Genomic DNA, 19,379 nt, shown 5'->3' with positions numbered 1-19,379 from the left:
TGGGGCGTCAGCTGCCCGCCTTGTCGTGGACGCCCGCGAAGAACAGGTCCTTCCAGCTCTCCGGCCGGCGACGGATCGTGCCGGTGCGGGCCATGAAGTCGGCGACCTTTCCGACCGCCCGGGGCGTCGCCGTGAAGGAGACCTGCGGGTCCTTCAGGATCTCGGTGATCAGCCCGACATCGCTCCCGTCGCGGGCGAGCCGCACGTAGGCGCGCGCCGCCTCCGACGGATCGGCCGTGATCGCGGCGAGCGCGTCGTCGAAGGCGGCGCCGAAGGCCGCGACGACACGGGGATTGGCGCCCGCGAAGGCCGAGGACGCCCAGACGACGTTGAAGGTCGAGGGTTCGCCCAGCACGTCGAAGCTGTTCAGCACCGTGCGGATGCCGGGCCGGCGCAGCTCCAGCTCCTGGATCGGCGCGGCGGTGAAGTGGGCCGTCACCTCGCTGCCCCCGAGGAGCGCCGCCATGCCGTCGGGATGGGAGAGGGTGACGGTGAGCCGGTCGAGGTCGTTGCGGCGGCCTGCGCCGAGCTCCTTCTCGGCGGCCATCTGCAGGAACATCGCCTGGACCGAGACCTTCACGGCGGGGAGCGCGATCTTGTCCCGGTCGGTGAAGTCGGCGAGCCGGTGCACCTTCGGATTGCTGGTGTTCATCAGGAGCGGCATGCTGTTCATCGCCGCCACGCCCTTCACCGCCATGGCGGTGCCCTCGGTCTTCGACCAGAGCAGCACGAGGGGCGGCACGCCGCCGGCCGCGAACTGGATCGTCCCGGAGAGCAGGGCGTCGTTCATCGCGGCCCCGCCCGCGAGGGTGAGGTAGCGCACCTGGAGCCCCGCCACGCCGCGGGCGGCCGCGGCCTTCTGGAGCAGGCCCTGCTCCTCCATCAGCATCAGCGGCAGGTGGCCGAGGCTCGGCTGGCGGGCGATCGCCACCGCGCCGACCTCGTCGGCCCGCCCCGGGACGGGACTCGCCAGGAACGCCGCGGCCCCGGCCAGAACGTCGCGTCTGCGCATGAGATCTTCTCCCTGAGCCCAAGGTCCGCGACCGTCGCGCCGACGCACGTGGCGGGCGCGACCTGCTCCCTCTCCCGAGCGGGAGAGGGTTGGGGTGAGGGATGAGAAGGTTCAGGATTAAGCCCGCCCTCGAACCGCCTACGCGGTGCGCCTCGTCCGGATAGGTCTCATCCCTCACCCTGTCCCTCTCCCGCCCGGGAGAGGGGACCCGCGCCTCATTCGGCAAGACGGCGTCGCCGTCATGTATCGTGCTCGCCCCCTCAGCCAGGGCGGCGGATCACCGGCGCCGCCACGCTCTCGATCATCACGTTGATGCAGGCCGGCAGGCCGCTGGCCTGGGCCGCCTCCAGCGCCGCCGGAAGTTCGGCCGCCTCGGTCACCAGCGCCCCGAAGCCGCCGAGGGCCTGGACGACCGTGTCGTAGCGGGTCGGGAGCAGGTCGCAGTGGCGCGTCCGATCGGGGCCGTAGCTGCGCAGCTGGATCTGGTGCTCGGCGTTCCAGCGCGCGTCGTTGCCGACGACCGCGATGAACGGGATCCGATAGCGCACGGCGGTGTCGAACTCGGCCATGTGGAAGCCGAAGGTGCCGTCGCCCAGCACCGCGACCACCGGGGCGCCGGGCCGCTCCAGTGCGGCGGCGATCGCGAAGGGGATCGACGCGCCGATCGTGCCCGAGACGCCGTTGATCAGCCGGCGCCCGCCGCGGACCAGGGCCTGCGGCCATTGCCCGATCTCGCCGCCGTCGCAGATCAGCGTGCCGTCGGGGTGGCGTTCCAGGAAGGCGTCGACCGCCCGGCACAGCTCCACCGGGTGCAGGCGCTGACCCGTCCCGTGGAAATCCGCCCAGGCGGGCGGCCGGTAGGCGAGGGCGGCCCGCGCCTCCCGGTGCCAGGCCTCCCGGCGGGGGAGGGCGGTGGCGCGCGCGGTCAGCGCCGCCAGCACCGGCCGCGGATCGGCGAGGCCCGAGACGGCGAGGCGGTCGGCCGGCGCGCGGGCCAACAGCGCCGGATCGGGATCGACGACGGCGAAGCGGCAGTCGGGCGCGAGGGCGGGCGCCGCGCCGAAGCGCAGGGTGAAGTCGAGCGGCTTGCCGAGGAGCACGAGGAGATCGGTCCGCGCCAGGACCTCGGCGAAGGCGCCGAGCGCCGGATCGTTGATCCCGCGCGGGCTCTCCATGCCGACGACCGGCAGGCCGAGAGTTTCTTCCAGCGTTGCCATGGCAGCCCGGCCGGAGGCGTCGCACAGCGCCGGGCCGCAGGCGATCAGCGGCCGTTCCGCCCCCGCGAGGGCAGCGAGGAGATCGGCCACGAGATCCGGCGCCGGCTCGGCGATCCGGATGGCGGCCGCGGCCCGGTCCGGGATCCGCACCGAGGCGGCGGGGACGGCCGTCTCTAGCAGGTCGACCGGCAGGCTCAGATGGACCGGGCCGGGCCGCCCCTCCCGGGCGATCCGGAAGGCCCGGGCGAGGTCCGGCCCGAGGGCGGCGACCGACCCGGCGGTCCAGGCGGCCTTGGTCATCGGCCGGGCGATGTCGGCCTGGGCCAGTTCCTGGAAGGCGCCGCGCCCGAGCTCCGACAGGCCCGCATGGCCGGAGAGCAGCAGCACGGGCGACTCGGCCGCGAGCGCCGTGGTGAGCGCCGCCGCGCCGTTGGTGTGGCCCTGCCCACCGGTCACCAGGGCGACGCCGACCTCGCCGGTCAGCCGGCCCCAGGCGTCGGCCATGTGGACGCAGGCCGCCTCCTGGCGGGTGTGGACGAGGCTGATCCCGGTCTCCAGCAGGGCGTCGAAGACCGGCATGATGTGGTTGCCCGACAGGGTGAAGATCCGGGTGACGCCGAGCGCCTCCAGGGTCCGGGCCACGATGTCGGCGCCGCGCAGGGTCTGCATGGATGGTCTTCCCTCAGGCGGCGGCGTCGAGGAGGGAGCCGCCGGGCCGCACATGCGTGAAGTGCACCGGCTCCATCGCGAGGTCGAGCGCCCCGCCGCGCTGGCGCACCACCGTGTAGTGCGAGGTCGCGAGATCCGAGGCCTCCGGGAAATCCTCGCGGAAATGGGCGCCGCGGCTGTCGGTGCGGGCGAGCGCCGCCCGGGCGACCGCCTGGGAGACCAGCACGAGGTTCTCGAGGTTCAGCCGGTCCATCCAGGTGAGCGCGTAGCGGCGGTCGCCGTCCGGCGCGCCGGCTTGGGCGACCGCGTCGGAGAGCCGGTCGAGGGTGGCGAGCGCCCGGGTGAGGCCGGCCGCGTCCCGCAGGATGCCGACATCGGCCCACATCGCCTCGTAGAGCGCCTCGCGGATCTCCGGCAGCGACACCGCCGGCCGGCCGAGCGGGCCGTAGGCGCGGGCGAGGCCCGCCTCGATGGCGGCGGGATCCGGCTCGGCGAGGCGGCCCTCGCGCGTCACGGCCCGCGCCATGGACTGGCCGGCGAGCCCCCCGAACACCGTGGAGTTCGCAACGCCGTTGCCGCCCAGCCGGTTCGCCCCGTGGACGCCGCCGGTATCCTCGCCGGCAGCGTAAAGGCGCGGCAGCGCGGTGGTGCAGTCGACCGCGAACTGGAGGCCGCCCATCATGTAGTGGGCGGTGGGGATGACCTCGACGAGCCCGCCCGCGAGGTCGAAGCCGCAATCGGCGCAGCGCTCGACCATGCCCTTGAACCGGCGGCGCACGTCCTCGGGGCCGAGATGGCTCATCTGGATGTGCACGCCCCCGCTCGGCGTGGCGAAGCCGTCGCGCAGCCGCCGCATGATCGAGCGGCTGACCACGTCCCGGGTCGCGCGCTCGGCCCGCGGATCGTAGGCCTCCATGAAGCGCTGGCCGGTGGAGTCGAGGAGCCAGCCGCCGGCCCCGCGCAGGCCCTCCTCCAGCACCGTCCCGGTCATGCGGGTGCCGGCGCCGGCGAGCAGCCCGGTCGGGTGGAACTGCACCATCTCCATGTCGCGCAACGGCAGTCCGGCGCGCAAAGCCATGGCGAGACCGTCGCAGGACTTGTCGCCCGACGGCGTGTGGTACTTGTACATGGTCGGCCCGCCGCCGGTGGCGAGCAGCACGGCCTTCGCCCGCACCAGTTTCGGCTCGCCGGTGCGCATGTCGAGCATCAGCACGCCCGCCAGCCCCGATCCGTCCCGGGCCGGGATCAGTTCCAGGGCGCGGTGGTCCTCCAGGCGGCGCACGTCCCGGCGCCAGACCTGCTCGGACAGGCGGTTGATGATCTCGATGCCGGTGAGGTCGCCCTTGTGCACCGTCCGGTCGAAGGTCTGGCCGGCGAAGGCCTTCTGGTGGACGCTGCCGTCCGGGTTGCGGTCGAAGAAGCAGCCGAGCTCGGTCTCCAGCTCGCGGATCCGCACCTGCGCCTCGGTGACGAGCGTCCAGGCCAGCGCCTGGTCGTTCAGCCACTTGCCGCCCTCGATCGTGTCCATGAAGTGCCGCTCGACCGAGTCGCCCGGCGCCAGCGCCACGTTGTAGCCGCCCTGGACCATGCGGGTGCAGCCGCATTTCCCCAGCAGACCCTTCACCGCGACGGTGACGTCGAGGTCCGGCGCGATCTTCTTGGCGTGAAGCGCGGCGAACAGCCCGGCCCCGCCGGAGCCGAGGATCAGGATGTCGGTCTCGACCTGTTCGGGGCTCATCGGGCGTCCTCGAGGGAGGCGATGACGGCGTCGCGCCGGGCGGCCACGTCGCGCTGCACGTCGGCGAAGAGCGAGCCGCCGTGCGAATCCATGCCGACCAGCAGCGGCCCGAAATCGCGGATCGCGAACTGCCACAGGCTCTCGGGATGGAGATCGTCGAGGTCGACGTCCACGATGGTCTCGATCCAGGTGGTCTCCAGCGCCGCCGCGCCGCCGACGATCGCCAGGTAGGCGCCGCCGCGCCGCGCGAAGGCGTCGAGGGTCGCCGGCCCCATGCCGCCCTTGCCGACGATGAGGCGCACGCCCTCGCGCTCCATCAGCGCGTCGGTGAAGCGCTCCATGCGCATCGACGTGGTGGTGCCGATGCAGAACGGCGCGAAGCCGACCGGCGCCTCGTTGGAGACCGGGACGCGGTGGACGTTCGGCGCGGTGTGGATCACCGCGTGGCCGTCGAGGTCGAGCCGGGTGCGGCGGTCCCGGTCGAACATGTGGATCAGGGTCGCGTCGCGGATGCCGAACAGCCAGCGCCGCAGGGTGACGGTGTCGCCGATCCGGAGCGCCCGGATCTCGGCCTCAGTGGCCGGCATGTCGAGGACGTGGTGGGCCACGGTCTGCTCCTCAATCGAACGCGATGCCGCCGGGCGTGAGCGTCGCGCGGGCGCGACGGGCCGAGTGGCACTGGATGTTCACCGCGACCGGGTTCTGGGTGATGTGGGTCGCGGCGAGCTCGACATGGACGGCGAAGCTCGTGGACCGGCCGCCGAGCCCCTGCGGGCCGATGCCGAGCTCGTTCACCGCCCGCGACAGCTCGGCCTCGATCCGGGCGCCTTCGGGATCGGCGCAGACCGAGCGCAGCGGCCGGGTCGCCGCCACCTTGGCGAGGTGCATGCACAGGTCGGAGGTGCCCCCGAGCCCGACGCCCACGATGGTCGGCGGGCAGACCCGGCCGCCGAGCTCGATCACCCGGTCGATGACGAAGCGCTTGGCCGCGCCGATCCCGTCCGAGGGCAGCAGCATCTGTAGGAACGAGCCGTTCTCGGAGCCGGAGCCCTTCGGGATCATCTCCACTGCCACGGTCTCGGGCCGATCGTCGAAGTCGACGTGGATGATCGGCACGCGGATGCCGCAGGAGGTCTGCTCGTTCCTGCGGGTGATCGGGTGGACCACCGAGGAGCGCAGGGAGAAGTCCTTGGTCGCCCGCTCGCAGCCGCGCCGGATCGCGGCCTTGAGCGCGGCGCCGTCGAAGCGCACGTCGGCGCCGATCACGACGTTGTAGATCGGGATGCCGGTATCCTGGCAGAGGATATTCTTCGTGCGCTCCGCGACCGCGACGTTCTCCACCATCGTGTCGAGGATGGCGCGGCCGGTGGCGCTGGTCTCGGCCCGCTGCAGGTCGGCGAAGCCCGCCTTGATGTCGGGCGGCAGGATCTTCAGGGCGCGGACGTAGAGGTCGCGGCAGACCTCCTCGAATTCGCGGATGTCGAGATCCATGGCGGGTCTCCGCTGGTGACGGACGGGGATCAGGCCCCGCTGAGGAGGAACAGCAGGCCGACCGCGAACGCGGCCGCGAGGCAGCCCGCCACGACGCGGGCATCGCGCTCGCGGAAGCGCAGCCACTCGATGGCGAGCACCCGCAGGCCGAGCGCCATGTGGACGGCCAGCGCGCAGACGAGGCCCCACTCGGCCGTGCGGACGAGGCCGTTATGGGTGAGGCCGAGGAAGCTCTCCAGCCGGTCGGCACCCTGGAGCGCGGTGCCGAGCGCGATGAAGTGCATCGGCAGGAACAGCGCCAGGGCGATCCCCGAGAGCCGGTGGATCAGCGCGGCGGCGAAGCCGGGCCGGCGCAGGGACGCGCGGGTGATGCCGGTCCGCCCGGCCGTGCCCGGGGCGGTCCTCATGCCGCGTACACCGCGAGTGCCGCCCGCAGGCCCAGCCCGGCGAGCAGGGCCGAGAGGGCGATCATGGCGACGTCGAGGGAGCGGCCGCGCCAGCCGGTCCACTCGCGCAGGACGCTGCGCAGGCCGATCGGCGCGTGGATCGCGGCGGCCAGAACGAAGACCGCGTAGAACAGCAGGAAGGCGAGGTTGCCCTGCGTCCGGCCCAGGATCTCGCCGGCCGTGAGCCCGCCGCGCACCGCGTAGAGGATCGTGCCGAGATGGACCGCGACCGTGACCGCCAGGATCGCCGCTGTGCCGCGCTGGGCGAGGTACAGGAGCGGGCTCATCCGCGCCTCCAGAACCGGCGCAGCGCCGCCTTGCCGGTCTCGCGCTTGAGGCCCGCGATCGAGAAGGTCGGGCTCAGGCCCTTCGGACAGTGCTCGGTGCAGCTCATGTGGCTGTGGCAGGAGTGGCAGCCGGCATCGCCCGCCACTGCGGCGAGCCGATCCCGGTCGCGGTCGCGCACGTCGTTGACGAGCGTCCAGGCCCGGTTGAGGGCCGCGGGCCCGAGGTAGTCGGGGTTCCACGTCACCAGATCGCAGGCCGCGTAGCAGACGCCGCAATTGATGCACTCGATGCCGGCATCGACCTCCCGGCGCGCGGCGGATTCCGGTGCCACGACCGCGAAATCCTCGGGCGGGTTCTCGCCCGGCTCGAAGAAGCCGTGGGCCCGGCGCCACTTCTCGAAGAAGGGCTCCATGTCGACCGCGAGGTCCTTCACCACCGGCAGGTTGCGCAGGGGCTCGAGCGTCAGCACCCCGTCCGGCGCCACGGCGGCGACCCGGGTGCGGCAGGTCCAGCGCGGGCGCCCGTTCACCGTCATGCCGCAGGAGCCGCACATGCCGACCCGGCAGGCGAACCGGTAGGCGAGGGTCGGGTCCTGGTCGCGCTGGATCTCGGTGACGACGTCGAGCACCGTCTGGTTGGCCCGGCGCGGCACCGCGTAGTCCGCGACGGTCTCGCCGCGCCGGACATGCACCCGCAGCGTCTCGCCTGCGTCCGGGTCGACGGCCGCGTGGCCGACGGGAGCCGTCACCGGTTGGCCTCCTTCGGGGCGCCGGCAGCGGTCGGATCGGGGAAGAACAGCTCGCTCTCGCTGTCGGCCTTGGCCGAGACCAGCCCGGCCCGGTTCATGTACGCGAGGTAGGCGAGCATCCGCTCGGGCTTGGTGGTCCAGGCGTTCTGCGGCGCGCGGATGATGGCCACGGCCTCCTCGGGCGAGATTTTCGCTCCCTCGGCCTTGATCCACAGGGCGGCGGCCCGGGCCGGGTCGTCGCGGATCAGCGCGAGGCTCTCCTCCAGCGCCGCCCGGAAGGCCGCCGTGACCTTGGGGTTCTCGGTGACGAAGCGGCTGGTCGCCCAGACGAGGTTGAAGGTGTGGGGGCCGCCCATCACGTCGTAGCTGTCGAGCACCTTGCGGGCGCGCGGGTCCTTCAGTTCCATCTCTTGGAAGGGCGGAGAGCCGAAATGGGCGGTGATCTCGGAGCGGCCGCCCATCATGGCGGTCTGCGCGTCCGGATGCCCCATCGAGACGGTGAGCGGGTCGAGCTTGGCCTGCTGGCCCGGCCCGAAGGCCTTCTCGGCGGCCATCTGCAGGGTGATGGCCTGGATCGAGGTCTTGGCGGTCGGCAGGGCGATCTTGTCCTGGGGCCCGAAATCCGTGATCGCCTTCACCGCCGGGTTGATGGTGACCAGCCAGAGCGGCATCGCGTTCAGCGCCGCCACGCCCTTGACCTTGAGATTGCCCTGCGTCCGGCCCCAGATCGTCAGGAACGGGCCGACGCCGCCGGAGGCGAGGTCGAGGTTCCCGGAGAGCAGGGCCTCGTTCATCCCCGAGCCGCCGGTGAAGCGCAGCCACTCGGCCTTGACGTCGAGCCCGCGCTGCTTGGCCTGCTTCTCGAGCAGGCCCTCCTCCTCCATCACGGTGAGCGGCAGGTAGGAGATCCCGAACTGCTTGGCGAGCCGCACGGTCGAGACCTCGGCCCGGGCGGCGCCGAGCGCCCCCCATAGGACCGCGACCGTCCCGACGAGCCGGATGATGCTCCGTGCCGTCATGGCGCTCCTCACCTGTCCGCGCGCCGATCTTGCGAAGTCCGCGACCTCGTCGGCGTCGGATCGAGGATACGCCCCCGGGAAGCTCTGTCAATATTCATGTGTCATATATATGACCTGAGTACCGAGCCCCCGGTGGCTGCACCGAGATGTCCCGTGCGAGAGGGGACCGGCGGCGGATGGGCGGAGTTCGACCGGCTCTCGCGGACGCTCTCGTCGGGATGATCGTCGACTTGGCACGCGTCAGAGTCGGCCCTTGTCTCGGGCTACCCGCCCCGCTGCGGGCGTCGGCGCAGATTTAAGGTCATTTATAAGACTTGCGCGCAGGCAGCGCCGCTGCCGGCCGCCGCGACGTTGCTCACGCGAGGGCCGGCCGGAATGCGGCCCGCGGCCGGCACCGCGCAACCCGACCCGCGGCGGAAGCCGGATCCGCCCGCGTCAGTCTTCCAGTGGCCGAAACCCGCTCGACGCGGGCTCCGCCGCCACGGCGCAGGTGTGGTCCTGCACGACCTCGCCGTTGGAGGCCTTGCCGAAGCGGCTGGTCACCAGACCGTCCAGGAGCACGAAGCCCGGCTTCGCGCCCGGAAACTCGGCGCCCACGACAGCCAGGGCGTGCTCGCCCATGGCCGAGCGCGCCCCGTCGTCGCGCGCCAGCAGGTCGAACGGGTCCGCGGTGCCGAGATCCTCGCCGAGCACGCGCATCGCCCTGTACGGGCGACCGACCAGCGGCTCCGCGAGAGGGGCCCAGCGATCCCCGATCGTGGGTGCGAGGCGGCAGAGGGTGTCGCGGACATCCTGGCGGACGCAGTCGATGTGGATGTGCAGCTGCCCCTGAGTCCGCCTTAGCTGCGAATTCACCGCGAGACTGACGTCCCGCCGGTCGAGCGGATGGCCGAGACGCTCCTCCACGAAGGTTCGGGCGCGCCACGCCTTGGCGAAGTAGTTCGTCGTGCCGGGCTGGAGGAGCACGGGGCTCTCGATGCCGGTGATGCGCGCCGTCGGGATCAGGAGGAACTGCGCCCGCCCGCGAAGGTCTTTGAGGATGGCGTATCCCTTCTCGACCCCGCCCTCCAGGTCGACGAGGCTGCACGGTGCGGGGCCCTGTCCGCGCAACGCGTGGGGGACGCACGCGCCGTGCACGATCGCCCACAGGGCTCCGCCCTTCCCGAGGAGGTTGGGCACGAGGGCGACGGCCAGCCAGACGGCCGTCGCCGCGAGGACGAGCAGGATGCCCAGCGATCGCCGCGACAGCCCGGTCCTCGCGCGCCCCGTCGAGCCGCGCGGTGACACGGTGCCCGGCCGGCCGCGGACGGCGTCACGCACCTGACGGGTGAGCCCGACCGCGGCTCTGCGCAAATCCATGACGTGACCCGGTAGCCCGTTGCCGCGAAGCGCCGGGGCCGCCGACGCCGGAACCGTCTTACAGATCGCCCGCCGCCTGAGCGATCTCTGTCCCGCTACGGATGCAACGCCGGACGGATCGTGCGGAACGCGGGCGCCGCCGTGGGGGCCGGCACCGGGCGCGGTGACGCGGCCGCGCTTTTCGCGCTCCGGAACCCGCGCGGCCCCTTCTCGGACACCTATCCGATGGGCCATGCCTTGAGAGGCCTCGTCATCGGCGCCGGACTGGGACATGCCTGTCCGCACCCCGATGCCGTCGGCGGCCGCAACCGATCCGGCGGCGCGCCGCCGGGAACGCGGCGCGAACGACAGGGGTGGGACGACGCGCGCGAGGACCTGCTCGACGCGCGCTCCGGGAGCCGGGAGCCCGGCGACCGCTGAGACAGACCGGACGGCCGGGGCGACCCGGGCCGCCCACGCGAGGAGACGACCATGACCGACGAACCGCACGGCTTCGACCGCGGCCTGACCAATTACGGCGACCGCGACTTCGCCCGGTACCTGCGCCGCTCCTTCGCGCGCTCGATGGGCATCTCGGTCGGCCTGCTGAACAAGCCGGTGGTCGGCATCGCCATGACGCCGTCGGGCTTCAACAACTGCCACCGGGGCATGCCCGAGCTGGTGGAGGCGGTCTCCCGCGGCGTGCTGGCGGCCGGCGCCCTGCCGCGGCCGTTCCCGACCGTGTCGCTCGGCGAGGTTTTCCTCAACCCGACCAGCATGATGTACCGCAACCTCATGGCCATGGACACCGAGGAGATGATCGGGGCCCAGCCCATGGACGCGGTGGTGCTGATCGGCGGCTGCGACAAGACCGTGCCGGCCCAGCTCATGGGCGCGGCCTCCGCCGACCTGCCGGCGATCCAGCTCGTCACCGGCCCGATGTCGACCGGCCGCCACCGGGGCCAGCGGCTCGGCGCCTGCACGGATTGCCGGGGCTTCTGGGCCAAGTACCGGGCCGGCACCGTCGACGCCGAGGAGATCGCCGAGGTCGAGGGTCGGCTCTCCGTCACGGCCGGCACCTGCGCGGTGATGGGCACGGCCTCGACCATGGCGTGCATCGCGGAGGCGCTCGGCATGTCGCTGCCGGGCACCGCCGCGATCCCGGCGGTGCATTCCGACCGGCTGGTGGCCGCCGAGGAGACCGGCCGCGCGGCGGTGCGGCTGATCGAGACGCGGATCCGGCCCTCCCAGGTGATCACGCAGAAGTCGGTCGAGAACGCGATCCGCGTGCTGATGGCGGTGTCGGGCTCGACCAACGCCATCGTGCACCTCACCGCCATCGCCGGGCGGCTCGGCATCCGGATCTCGCCCGAGCGCTTCAACCAGATCTCCGACGAGACGCCGGTGCTGGTCGACCTGAAGCCCGTGGGGCAGGGCTACATGGAGGATTTCCACGCCGCCGGCGGCATGGGCGCGCTCCTGCGCGAGCTGCGCCCGCTCCTCCATCTCGACACCGTGGACGTGGAGGGCCGGACGCTCGCCGAGCGCCTGGACGAGCCGGAGTCCTGGGTCGACCGCGCGGTCATCCGCACCGCGGCGGATCCCGTGTCGCCGGTTGGCGGCCTGGTGGCCCTGTCCGGCAGCCTCGCGCCCGACGGGGCGATCTTCAAGCGCGCGGCGGCGACGCCCGACCTGTTCGAGTCGGAGGGCCGGGCGGTGGTGTTCACCGGCCTGGAGGACCTGTCGGCGCGCATCGACGACCCCGCGCTCGACGTGGCGCCCGGTGACATCCTCGTCCTGCAGAATGCCGGCCCGCACGCGGCCGGCATGCCGGAGGCGGGCTACCTGCCGATCCCCAAGAAGCTGGCGCAGGCGGGCGTGAAGGACATGGTGCGCATCTCCGACGCGCGGATGTCGGGCACGGCCTTCGGGTCGATCGTCCTCCACGTGGCCCCGGAGGCCGCGGTGGGCGGACCGCTGGCCGCGGTGCGCGACGGCGACCGCATCCGCCTGTCGATCCGGGACAAGCGCGTCGATCTCCTGGTCGCGGAGGACGAGATCGCCCGCCGGCTCGCCGACCACCGGCCGCCGCCGGTCCCGGCCCGGGGCTACAAGGCGCTCTACCGGCGCAGCGTCACGCAGGCTCCGGAGGGTTGCGACTTCGACTTCCTCGCCAAGGCGGAGGGCTGACGGCCCGCAACCCTCCGTCCGGACGCGCCGGACGGCCGTGACGGACACCGTCGATCCGAAACCCGCGGCCCGCCCGGCGGGCCGCGCGCGCCGTCGCGGCATCTGGGGCCGTCGCATCGCCCGTCCCCGTCCCGGCGGTGAGGCGGCCCGAGCCGGGTGCCGCCTCGGACCGGCTCAGCCCGGGATCGTGGAGCGCGCCGCCTCGAGCAGTTCACCGGCCAGGGCCTCGTCGTCGACGCCCCGGGCCAGCACCACCGCCCCCACCATGGTCGACAGCGCGATCAGGGCGCGCTGCCGGCGGCGTTCCTTCGACGCTCTGGGCAGCCTGTCCGCGATGAGACCGGCGAGCCCCTTGACCCCCTGGGTGAACCGCGCCCGCAGGGCGCTTCCGGGCGGCTCACGCCCGACGTCGTTCACCAGCGCCGCGACGGGGCAGCCTCTCCCCGGCGTGCGGACATGCCCCAGGGAGAGGTAATTCTCGATGAAGGCGTCGAGGTTGGCCCGGTACTCGGCGCTGATCGCCGCGTCGAACGCCTCCGCAGCGAGGGCATCCTTGCTGGCGAACTGACCGTAGAAGCCGCCATGGGTCAGGCCCGCGGCCGCCATGATGTCGACGACGCCGATACCGTGCAGGCCGCGCTCCCGGAACAGGGCCGAGGCGACCTCGACCACGCGCTGGCGGTTCAGCTTGGCTTGCTCCTGCGAGACCCTCGGCATCGTACCGTCCTCCGCTCCGCCTCCTCACATAGATGCGAGATGTCATTTATTGAAGGGACGGCGAGCCGCGGATGCCCGAGGCCGGGCGGAGAGCGGCGTCGCGGTCGCGCCGCGGCGGCCGTTCAGGGCTGCCGACCGGCCCGCGCGAGGGGGCGAAGCGCGGGCCGGTCGGCGCACCGCGCGCCCGGGACCCGAGCGCGCGATCGCGGGATGCCCCGAGCTGGGCATCGGTGGGGGGCGGCCGGGTCAGGGCTCGACCGGAACGGGCACCGGTGCGGGGCCGGGTGCGGTCCGCGTCGCGCGCGCGTCCCGCGCCACCCGGAACCAGAGTGCGTAGAGCGCCGGCAGGAACAGCAGGGTCAGCAGGGTCCCGACGCCGACGCCGCCGATGAGCACGTAGGCCAGCGCCCCCCAGAACACCGAGTGGGTCAGCGGGACGAAGGCGAGCATCGCGGCAGCGGCCGTCAGGATCACCGGTCGGGCCCGCCGCACCGTCGACTCGACGATGGCCTCGTAGTCCGACAGGCCCGCCGCCCGGTCGTGGTGGATCTGGTCCACCAGGATCAGCGTGTTGCGCATCAGGATGCCGGACAGCGCGATCAGGCCGAGGATCGCGTTGAAGCCGAAGGGCTGGTGGAAGACGAGCAGCGTCGGGACCGCCCCGACGAGGCCGAGCGGCGCGGTCGCGAACACCATGACCATCGTGGTGAACGAGCGGACCTGCAGCATGATGACCGTCAGGGTCACGATCAGCATCAGCGGGAAGACCGTGACGAGCGCCTTCATCGCCTTCTCGCTCTCCTCCACCGAGCCGGCCGTGTCGATGCGGTAGCCGGGCGGCAGCCTCGCCTTGATGGCCGCGAGTTCGGGGACGATCTGCGCGTGGATGTCCGGCGGCTGCTTGCCGTCGATCACGTCGCCCTGCACGCGGATGTAGGTCTCGCGGTTGTAGCGCTTGAGCACCGCGTCCTCGTTGCGGCTCTCCAGGTGCGCGACCTGGGAGAGCGGCACCTGCCGCCCGTCCCGCGTGGCCAGCGTCAGGTCGCCGATGTCGCCGAGCGAGCGGCGCTCGGGGCCGGGGCTGCGCAGGAGCACGTCCACGGAGCGGAGGTTCTCGCGGACCTGGGTCGCGGGCGTGCCGTTGAGGTAGCTCTGCAACTGCTGGCCGGCCTCCTTCGGCGTCAGGCCGATCAGGCGCAGGCGCTCCTGGTCGAGGGCGAGGTGCAGGGTCGGCGTCCTGTCGCCCCAGTCGAGGTGGACGAGGCGCATGTTGGGGTTGGCCATCATGACGTCGCGCACCTCCGCGGCGATGCCCCGGATGACGGTGAGGTCGGGCCCGACCACCCGGAAGGCGACGGGGAAGCGCACCGGCGGCCCGAACACGATCTGCAGCACCCGCACCCGCGCCTCGGGGAAGCGGCCGTCGTCCACGAGACGGCGCACCTTGCCGCGCAGCACGTCGCGGGCGTGGGAATCGGCGGTCTGGACGACGATCTGCGCGAAGGCGGGGTCCGGCAGCTCCGGGTCGAACGAGAGCACGAAGCGCGGCATGCCCTGGCCGATATAGCTCGTGATCTCGCCCGCCTCGGGCAGCGCGCGCACGGCCGCCTCGACCTTCCGGACGCTGGCCTCGGTGGTCGCGAAGGCGGACCCGGTCGGCAGCGTCACCTCGACGATGAGCTCGGAGCGCTCCGAGTTCGGGAAGAACTGCTTCTCGACCTTGCCCATGCCGACGACGGCCGCGGCGAACAGCGCCACGGTGATGCCTGCGGCCATCCACTTGTGGTCGACCGAGAGCCGCACGACCCGGCGCAGGCGCTGGTAGTTCCGCGTGGCGTAGATCGCGGCGTGGCCGCCCTCGACCGTCTCGATGTTCGGCAGGAGCTTGACGCCGAGGTAGGGCGTGAAGGTCACGGCCACGACCCACGAGACGATCAGCGAGAAGGCCACCACCCAGAAGATGTTGCCGGCATACTCGCCCGCCGTGGAGGCGGCGAAGCCCACCGGCAGGAAGCCCGCGATGGTGACGAGCGTGCCGGTCAGCATCGGCGCGGCGGTGGCGCTCCAGGCATGGGTCGCCGCCGAGACCCGGTCGGCGCCCTCCTCCATGCGCACCACCATCATCTCGATGGCGATGATGGCGTCGTCGACGAGGAGGCCCAGTGAGATGATGAGCGCGCCGAGCGTGATGCGGTCGAAGTCGCGGCCGGTGATCATCATCACCACGAACACGGCCGAGAGGGTGAGCGGCACCGCCAGCGCCACCACGATGCCGACCCGGAAGCCGAGCGCCACGAGGCTGACGAAGATCACCACCGAGAGCGCTGTGAAGAACTTCACCATGAACTCGTGGATGGCGTCGTCGATCACCCTCGCCTGGTCGGTGATCTTCGTGAAGGTGATGCCGGTCGGGAGATCGCGATGGATCGCGACCTCCTCGGCGTTCAGCGCCTCGCCCAGGCTGAGTCCGTTGAAGCCCGGCTTCATCACGAGGCCGAGCACCAGGGCCGGCGCGCCGTCGTTGCGGATCGCGAAGGTCTTCGGGTCCTCGTAGCCGCGTTTCACCTCGGCGATGTCGCCGAGCTTGAGGCTGCGGTCGCCGGCCGCCACCGGCAGGTCGCGGATCGCGTCGAGGCCGTCGATGGCGCCGTCGAGGCGCAGGTAGACCCGCGGGCCGTCGGCCTCGACGAAGCCGGCCGGCGTCACGTCGTTCTGGTTGGCGAGCGCCGCCAGCAGCTGCTGGCCGGTGATGCCCAGGGTCGCGAGGCGCTGGTAGGAGACTTCGACGAAGATCTTCTGCGCCTGCTCGCCGAGGATGTTGATCTTCTCGACGCCGGGCACGCGCAGCAGGCGCTGGCGCATCTCCTCGGCGCGGAGCACGAGATGCCGGTGCGGCAGCCCCTGGGCCTGGAGCGCGTAGAGGGCGAAGTAGACGTCCGAGAACTCGTCGTTGAACAGCGGCCCGAGCACGCCGCGCGGCAGGCCGGAGGCCTGGTCGGAGAGCTTCTTGCGCGCTTGGTAGAATTCCGACTGGAGCCGGGCCGGCGGCATGCTGTCCTTGAAGAAGACCTTCATCAGCATCAGGCCGGGGCGGACGGTCGTCTCGACGCGGTCGTAGTAGACGAGCTCCTGGAGCCGCTTCTCCAGCGGGTCGGCGACCTGCCGCTGCATCTCGTCGGTGGTCGCGCCGGGCCAGGCGGCCGAGACCGCCATGGTCTTGACCGTGAAGGTCGGGTCCTCGGCGCGCCCGAGCTTCTCGAAGGCGAAGATCCCGGCCGCGGTGACGGCGAGCAGGAGGAACAGCGTGACGGCGCGCTCGCGCACCGCCAGGGCCGAGAGGTTGAAGCCGGAGGCGTTCATCGACCGGCCTCCACGACGCTGGCGTCGGCCTGACGGACCTTCTCGCCCGCTCTCAGCAGATGGGCGCCGAGCGCGACGATCCGGTCACCGGGCGTCAGGCCCGAGGCGACTTCCGCGGTCTCCTCCGACAGGCGCGCGACGGTGACGGGCTGCGCCGCGACGGTCTGGGTCTCGGCGTCGTAGCGCCAGACGGCCGAGCCGCCGCCCTGGTCGAACAGGGCCCCCAGCGGCACGGACACCGAAGCCCGCGCCTGCCCCTGGGCAGGGATCAGCTGGAGCGTCACGGTCGCCCCGAGGGGCGCGGCCTCGCCCCCGCCCGACAGGATGTAGCGGGCGCGGTAGGTGCGGGTCGCCGGATCGGCCGTGGCCGACAATTCCCGGAGCTTGGCCGGGTAGGTCGTCTCGCCCTCGGCGTAGAGGGTGGCCGACGCCGTGCCCTTCGCGCGTTGCCGGCTCCCCTCCGGCAGGAACACCTCCGCCTCGCGCGCGCCGTCGCGGGCGAGCTTCACCACCGTCTGCCCGGCGGCGACGACCTGGCCCGGCTCGGTCGGCACCTCCATCACGACCCCGTCGGCATCGGCCTGGAGCTCGGAATAGCCGGCCTGGTTGGCGATCTGGCTCGCCTGCGCCTCGGCGTTGGCGAACTGGGCGATGGCCGCGTCGGCGGCCGCCTTGTTCTGGTCGTAGGTCTGCTTGGAGGTCCACCCGTCGCCGACGAGCTTGCGGCTGCGCTCCTCGTCGGCCCTGGCCTTGATCATCTGCGCGCGGGCCGCCTCGACCGAGGCGCGGGCCGCGTTGAGCGCCAGGGTGAAGTCGGTCCGGTCGAGCCGCATCAGGGGCTGGCCGAGGCGCACGTGGTCGCCCGGGTCGACGAGGCGCTCGAAGATCTTGCCGCCGACCCGGAAGCCGAGGTTGCTCTCGGTGCGCGCCCGGATCACGCCGGTGTAGCGCGCCACCGCCGCCGAGGCGGGCGCGACCGCAACGGTCTGCACCAGCGGCGGCTCCGGCGTGACGGCGGTCTCGGCCGGCGAGCATGCCGCGAGTGCCAAACCGGCGAACCCGATCACCCATCGCGCGTCCATCACCGAGCCCCGTCGCAGCCGATCGCCCAAAATAATTATGACCATCATTTATTCTGGCGCGATACCGCCGTCAATGGCGGCCGCGCCCGGCGTCGGCCGAGGCCTGACGCGCGCCGTCCCCTCCGGCTCCGATCCGGCGGCCGTCCGATCCCCCTTGAAGAGAGCGGGGTCTGCCGGCATCTCACGATCATGCCCGATGTCGCGCTCGACGAAGCCAGCCTCGCCCGCTTTCTCGATGCCTTCTACGGGCGCGTGCGCGGCGATGCGCTGATCGGACCCGTCTTCGCGGCCGCGATCCCCGACCCGGACTGGCCGCGGCACATGGAGACCGTCCGGGCGTTCTGGTCCTCGGTCCTCTTCAAGTCAGGCCGCTACAAGGGCAACCCGTTCGGCAAGCATCTCGCGCTGGGCCGCCTCGAGCCCGAGCACTTCGCGCGGTGGCTCGACCTGTTCGGGGAGACGGCCTCCGCCCATTTCCCGCCCGAACCTGCCGCCCTCCTGATCGAGCGCGCGCACCGCATCGGTGACAGCCTGAAGGCGGGCCTGTTCTTCCGGCCAGACGTGCTGCCCGTGCCCGCGGCGGGATCGGCCGCGCCGTGACCCGCGGAGAAGGCGCACGCGTGAGACGCGCGCGGAGCCGCGACCGGCGGGACGGCCCGAGATCCCGGGGGGGGCGGGTCCGGAGCCCTCAGAGCGCGGCCGGACTCGTGCGCGCCCGACGGCAGTGGATCAGCCACAGCACGATCGCCACGTTGACGGCGTTCCAGGCCAGCCCGTTGACGAACGCCGCACGGTAGGAGCCGGTGGCGTCGAAGATCGCCCCCGTGAGCCAGCCGCCGAGCGCCATGCCGGCCAGCGTCGCCATCAGCACCGCACCGATCCGCGCCCCGGCCTCCTCGGCCGGGAGGTACTCGCGCACGATGATCGCGTAGGCCGGCACGATGCCGCCCTGGAACAGGCCGAACAGGGCCGAGATCACGTAGAGCGAGGTCAGGTCGTCGAACGCGAGGTAGAGCGCGAGCGCCGCCGCCTGCAGCAGCGTACCGGCCAGCAGCGTCGCGAGACCGCCGATCCGGTCGGCGACGAAGCCCGACGCGACCCGGCTGACGATGCCGAAACCGAGCATCAGCGACAGCATCTGCGCGCCGCGGGCGACGCCGTACCCGAGATCGCTGCAGTACGCCACGATGTGGACCTGCGGCATCGCCATCGCCACGCAGCACGCGGTGCCGGCCACGACGAGGAGGCCCTGCAGCGCCGCGGGCGACAGCGTCGTCACGGCCTGCGGACCGGCCGCGCGCGTCGCCGAAGCCCGTGGCGGTCGGCCCCGCATCGCCAGCGCGAGGGGCAGCATGGCGACGAGGCAGAACAGGCCGATTCCGACCTGCGTCGCGCGCCAGCCGTACGCGTGGACCGCGCGCTCCACCACCGGTGGCCAGAGCGTGCCCGCGAGGTAATTGCCGGACGCGCACAGCGCGACGGCGAGCCCTCGCCGGCGCGAGAACCAGCGCGACACGTCGGCCATCAGCGGTCCGAAGGCGACCGAGCTGCCGAGCGCCCCGACGAGCACGCCGTGCACGAGGGCGAACTGCCAGAGGTTCGTCGCGAGGGCGCTGAGCCCGTAGCCGAGGGCCAGGCAGACGGTGCCGAGGAGCAGCGGGGGCACGATGCCGATGCGGTCCGCGAGCCGGCCCATCAGGAGGCCGCCGACCGCGAAGCCGACCATCGTGAGGGTGTAGGGCAGGGCGGCCGCTGCCCGATCGACCCCGAACTCGGCCTGAACCGCGGGCAGCACGACGACGACCGACCACATGCCGACGCCTCCGACCGTGCCGAGCGCCGTCGCCGCGGCGAGCCGACGCCAGGCGCGGCCCGAATCGGCAATCCCATCCTCAGCCATTCCGGCGCATATCGATCTCCGTCCGTGCGGCGCGTTTCACACGAATGCGCCTTCGTCGCCAGCACCGGGCCCGCCCGTCGGCGCGGGGCTTCGGGACACCGCTCGCTCGCCGACGCGCGCCTCACCCGGCCCTGCCGCGGCGCGCGATCGGTGCTAGAGGTGCC

Annotated in this window: 17 protein-coding genes; 3 read left to right on the top strand and 14 right to left on the bottom strand. The window is 72.5% G+C overall.

All coding sequences use genetic code 11. The annotated features are described in order from the left end of the window. Positions 1-7 precede the first annotated feature (7 nt). The 10 genes from ASG32_RS21770 to ASG32_RS21725 all read right to left on the bottom strand — a co-directional run bounded on the left by ASG32_RS21770 (position 8) and on the right by ASG32_RS21725 (position 9,987). Positions 8-1,012: an ABC transporter substrate-binding protein gene (locus ASG32_RS21770; protein WP_056530590.1), complete on the bottom strand. Its 1,005-nt coding sequence runs from the start codon at positions 1,010-1,012 to the stop codon at positions 8-10. 260 nt (positions 1,013-1,272) lie between these two features. Continuing rightward, positions 1,273-2,898, bottom strand: coding sequence for a thiamine pyrophosphate-binding protein (locus ASG32_RS21765; RefSeq protein ID WP_056530587.1), 1,626 nt, complete (start codon positions 2,896-2,898; stop codon positions 1,273-1,275). Between the two features lie 13 nt (positions 2,899-2,911). Further along, entirely contained in the window at positions 2,912-4,636 is a 1,725-nt protein-coding gene (locus ASG32_RS21760; protein ID WP_056530585.1) for an FAD-binding protein, read from the bottom strand. Continuing rightward, positions 4,633-5,244, bottom strand: a complete 612-nt coding sequence (locus ASG32_RS21755) for a fumarate hydratase C-terminal domain-containing protein (RefSeq protein WP_056530583.1) — start codon at positions 5,242-5,244, stop codon at positions 4,633-4,635. Before ASG32_RS21755 ends, ASG32_RS21760 begins: the two co-directional genes overlap by 4 nt. Positions 5,245-5,254: 10 nt before the next feature. Beyond that, entirely contained in the window at positions 5,255-6,127 is an 873-nt protein-coding gene (locus tag ASG32_RS21750) for a fumarate hydratase (protein ID WP_056530581.1), read from the bottom strand. A 29-nt stretch (positions 6,128-6,156) separates the two neighbouring features. Further along, positions 6,157-6,534 carry a succinate dehydrogenase gene (locus ASG32_RS21745; RefSeq protein ID WP_056530578.1) on the bottom strand — a complete coding sequence of 126 codons (378 nt, stop codon included), beginning with the start codon at positions 6,532-6,534 and terminating at the stop codon, positions 6,157-6,159. Further along, positions 6,531-6,860, bottom strand: coding sequence for a succinate dehydrogenase membrane anchor (locus ASG32_RS21740; RefSeq protein WP_020094913.1), 330 nt, complete (start codon positions 6,858-6,860; stop codon positions 6,531-6,533). The genes ASG32_RS21745 and ASG32_RS21740 overlap by 4 nt, the downstream gene beginning before the upstream one ends. After that, a complete protein-coding gene (locus ASG32_RS21735) occupies positions 6,857-7,609 on the bottom strand; it encodes a 2Fe-2S iron-sulfur cluster-binding protein (protein WP_091927607.1) in 753 nt (250 codons plus the stop codon). The genes ASG32_RS21740 and ASG32_RS21735 overlap by 4 nt, the downstream gene beginning before the upstream one ends. Then, entirely contained in the window at positions 7,606-8,628 is a 1,023-nt protein-coding gene (locus tag ASG32_RS21730) for an ABC transporter substrate-binding protein (protein WP_056530566.1), read from the bottom strand. The genes ASG32_RS21735 and ASG32_RS21730 overlap by 4 nt, the downstream gene beginning before the upstream one ends. A gap of 435 nt (positions 8,629-9,063) precedes the next feature. After that, positions 9,064-9,987 (bottom strand): CDP-diacylglycerol diphosphatase, encoded by a 924-nt coding sequence (locus tag ASG32_RS21725; RefSeq protein WP_056530563.1) that lies wholly within the window; start codon positions 9,985-9,987, stop codon positions 9,064-9,066. Positions 9,988-10,107: 120 nt separating this feature from the next. Here ASG32_RS21725 and ASG32_RS21720 point away from each other — a divergent pair, with 120 nt between their 5' ends. Both ASG32_RS21720 and ASG32_RS21715 read left to right on the top strand, forming a co-directional pair. Then, the gene (locus ASG32_RS21720) at positions 10,108-10,407 is read left to right on the top strand and encodes a hypothetical protein (RefSeq protein WP_056530560.1); all 300 of its coding nucleotides are present in this window, start codon (positions 10,108-10,110) and stop codon (positions 10,405-10,407) included. A gap of 51 nt (positions 10,408-10,458) precedes the next feature. Continuing rightward, complete coding sequence (locus ASG32_RS21715) at positions 10,459-12,156, top strand: IlvD/Edd family dehydratase (protein ID WP_056530558.1); 1,698 nt, start codon at positions 10,459-10,461, stop codon at positions 12,154-12,156. 174 nt (positions 12,157-12,330) lie between these two features. Here ASG32_RS21715 and ASG32_RS21710 read toward each other — a convergent pair whose 3' ends face one another. From ASG32_RS21710 to ASG32_RS21700, 3 genes are all read right to left on the bottom strand, one after another. Next, positions 12,331-12,873: a TetR/AcrR family transcriptional regulator gene (locus ASG32_RS21710; RefSeq protein ID WP_020094907.1), complete on the bottom strand. Its 543-nt coding sequence runs from the start codon at positions 12,871-12,873 to the stop codon at positions 12,331-12,333. 246 nt (positions 12,874-13,119) lie between these two features. Further along, positions 13,120-16,233: an efflux RND transporter permease subunit gene (locus tag ASG32_RS21705; protein ID WP_056530556.1), complete on the bottom strand. Its 3,114-nt coding sequence runs from the start codon at positions 16,231-16,233 to the stop codon at positions 13,120-13,122. Further along, the gene (locus tag ASG32_RS21700) at positions 16,230-17,315 is read right to left on the bottom strand and encodes an efflux RND transporter periplasmic adaptor subunit (protein ID WP_056530554.1); all 1,086 of its coding nucleotides are present in this window, start codon (positions 17,313-17,315) and stop codon (positions 16,230-16,232) included. Before ASG32_RS21700 ends, ASG32_RS21705 begins: the two co-directional genes overlap by 4 nt. Positions 17,316-17,504: 189 nt before the next feature. Between ASG32_RS21700 and ASG32_RS21695 the strand changes: the two genes are divergently transcribed. Next, on the top strand, positions 17,505-17,915 hold the full coding sequence (locus ASG32_RS21695) for a group III truncated hemoglobin (RefSeq protein WP_020094904.1): 411 nt from the start codon (positions 17,505-17,507) through the stop codon (positions 17,913-17,915). A gap of 88 nt (positions 17,916-18,003) precedes the next feature. On the opposite strand, the gene ASG32_RS21690 is transcribed toward ASG32_RS21695, so the two are convergent. Continuing rightward, positions 18,004-19,215: an MFS transporter gene (locus tag ASG32_RS21690; protein WP_056530551.1), complete on the bottom strand. Its 1,212-nt coding sequence runs from the start codon at positions 19,213-19,215 to the stop codon at positions 18,004-18,006. Between the last annotated feature and the right edge of the window lie 164 nt (positions 19,216-19,379).

Origin of the sequence: Methylobacterium sp. Leaf361 (genome assembly GCF_001424445.1) — a bacterium.
In the GTDB taxonomy this organism is placed as follows: Bacteria; Pseudomonadota; Alphaproteobacteria; order Rhizobiales; family Beijerinckiaceae; genus Methylobacterium.
The sequence above is the reverse complement of the archived record's forward strand: the minus strand, read 5'-3'. Positions and strand labels throughout refer to the sequence as shown.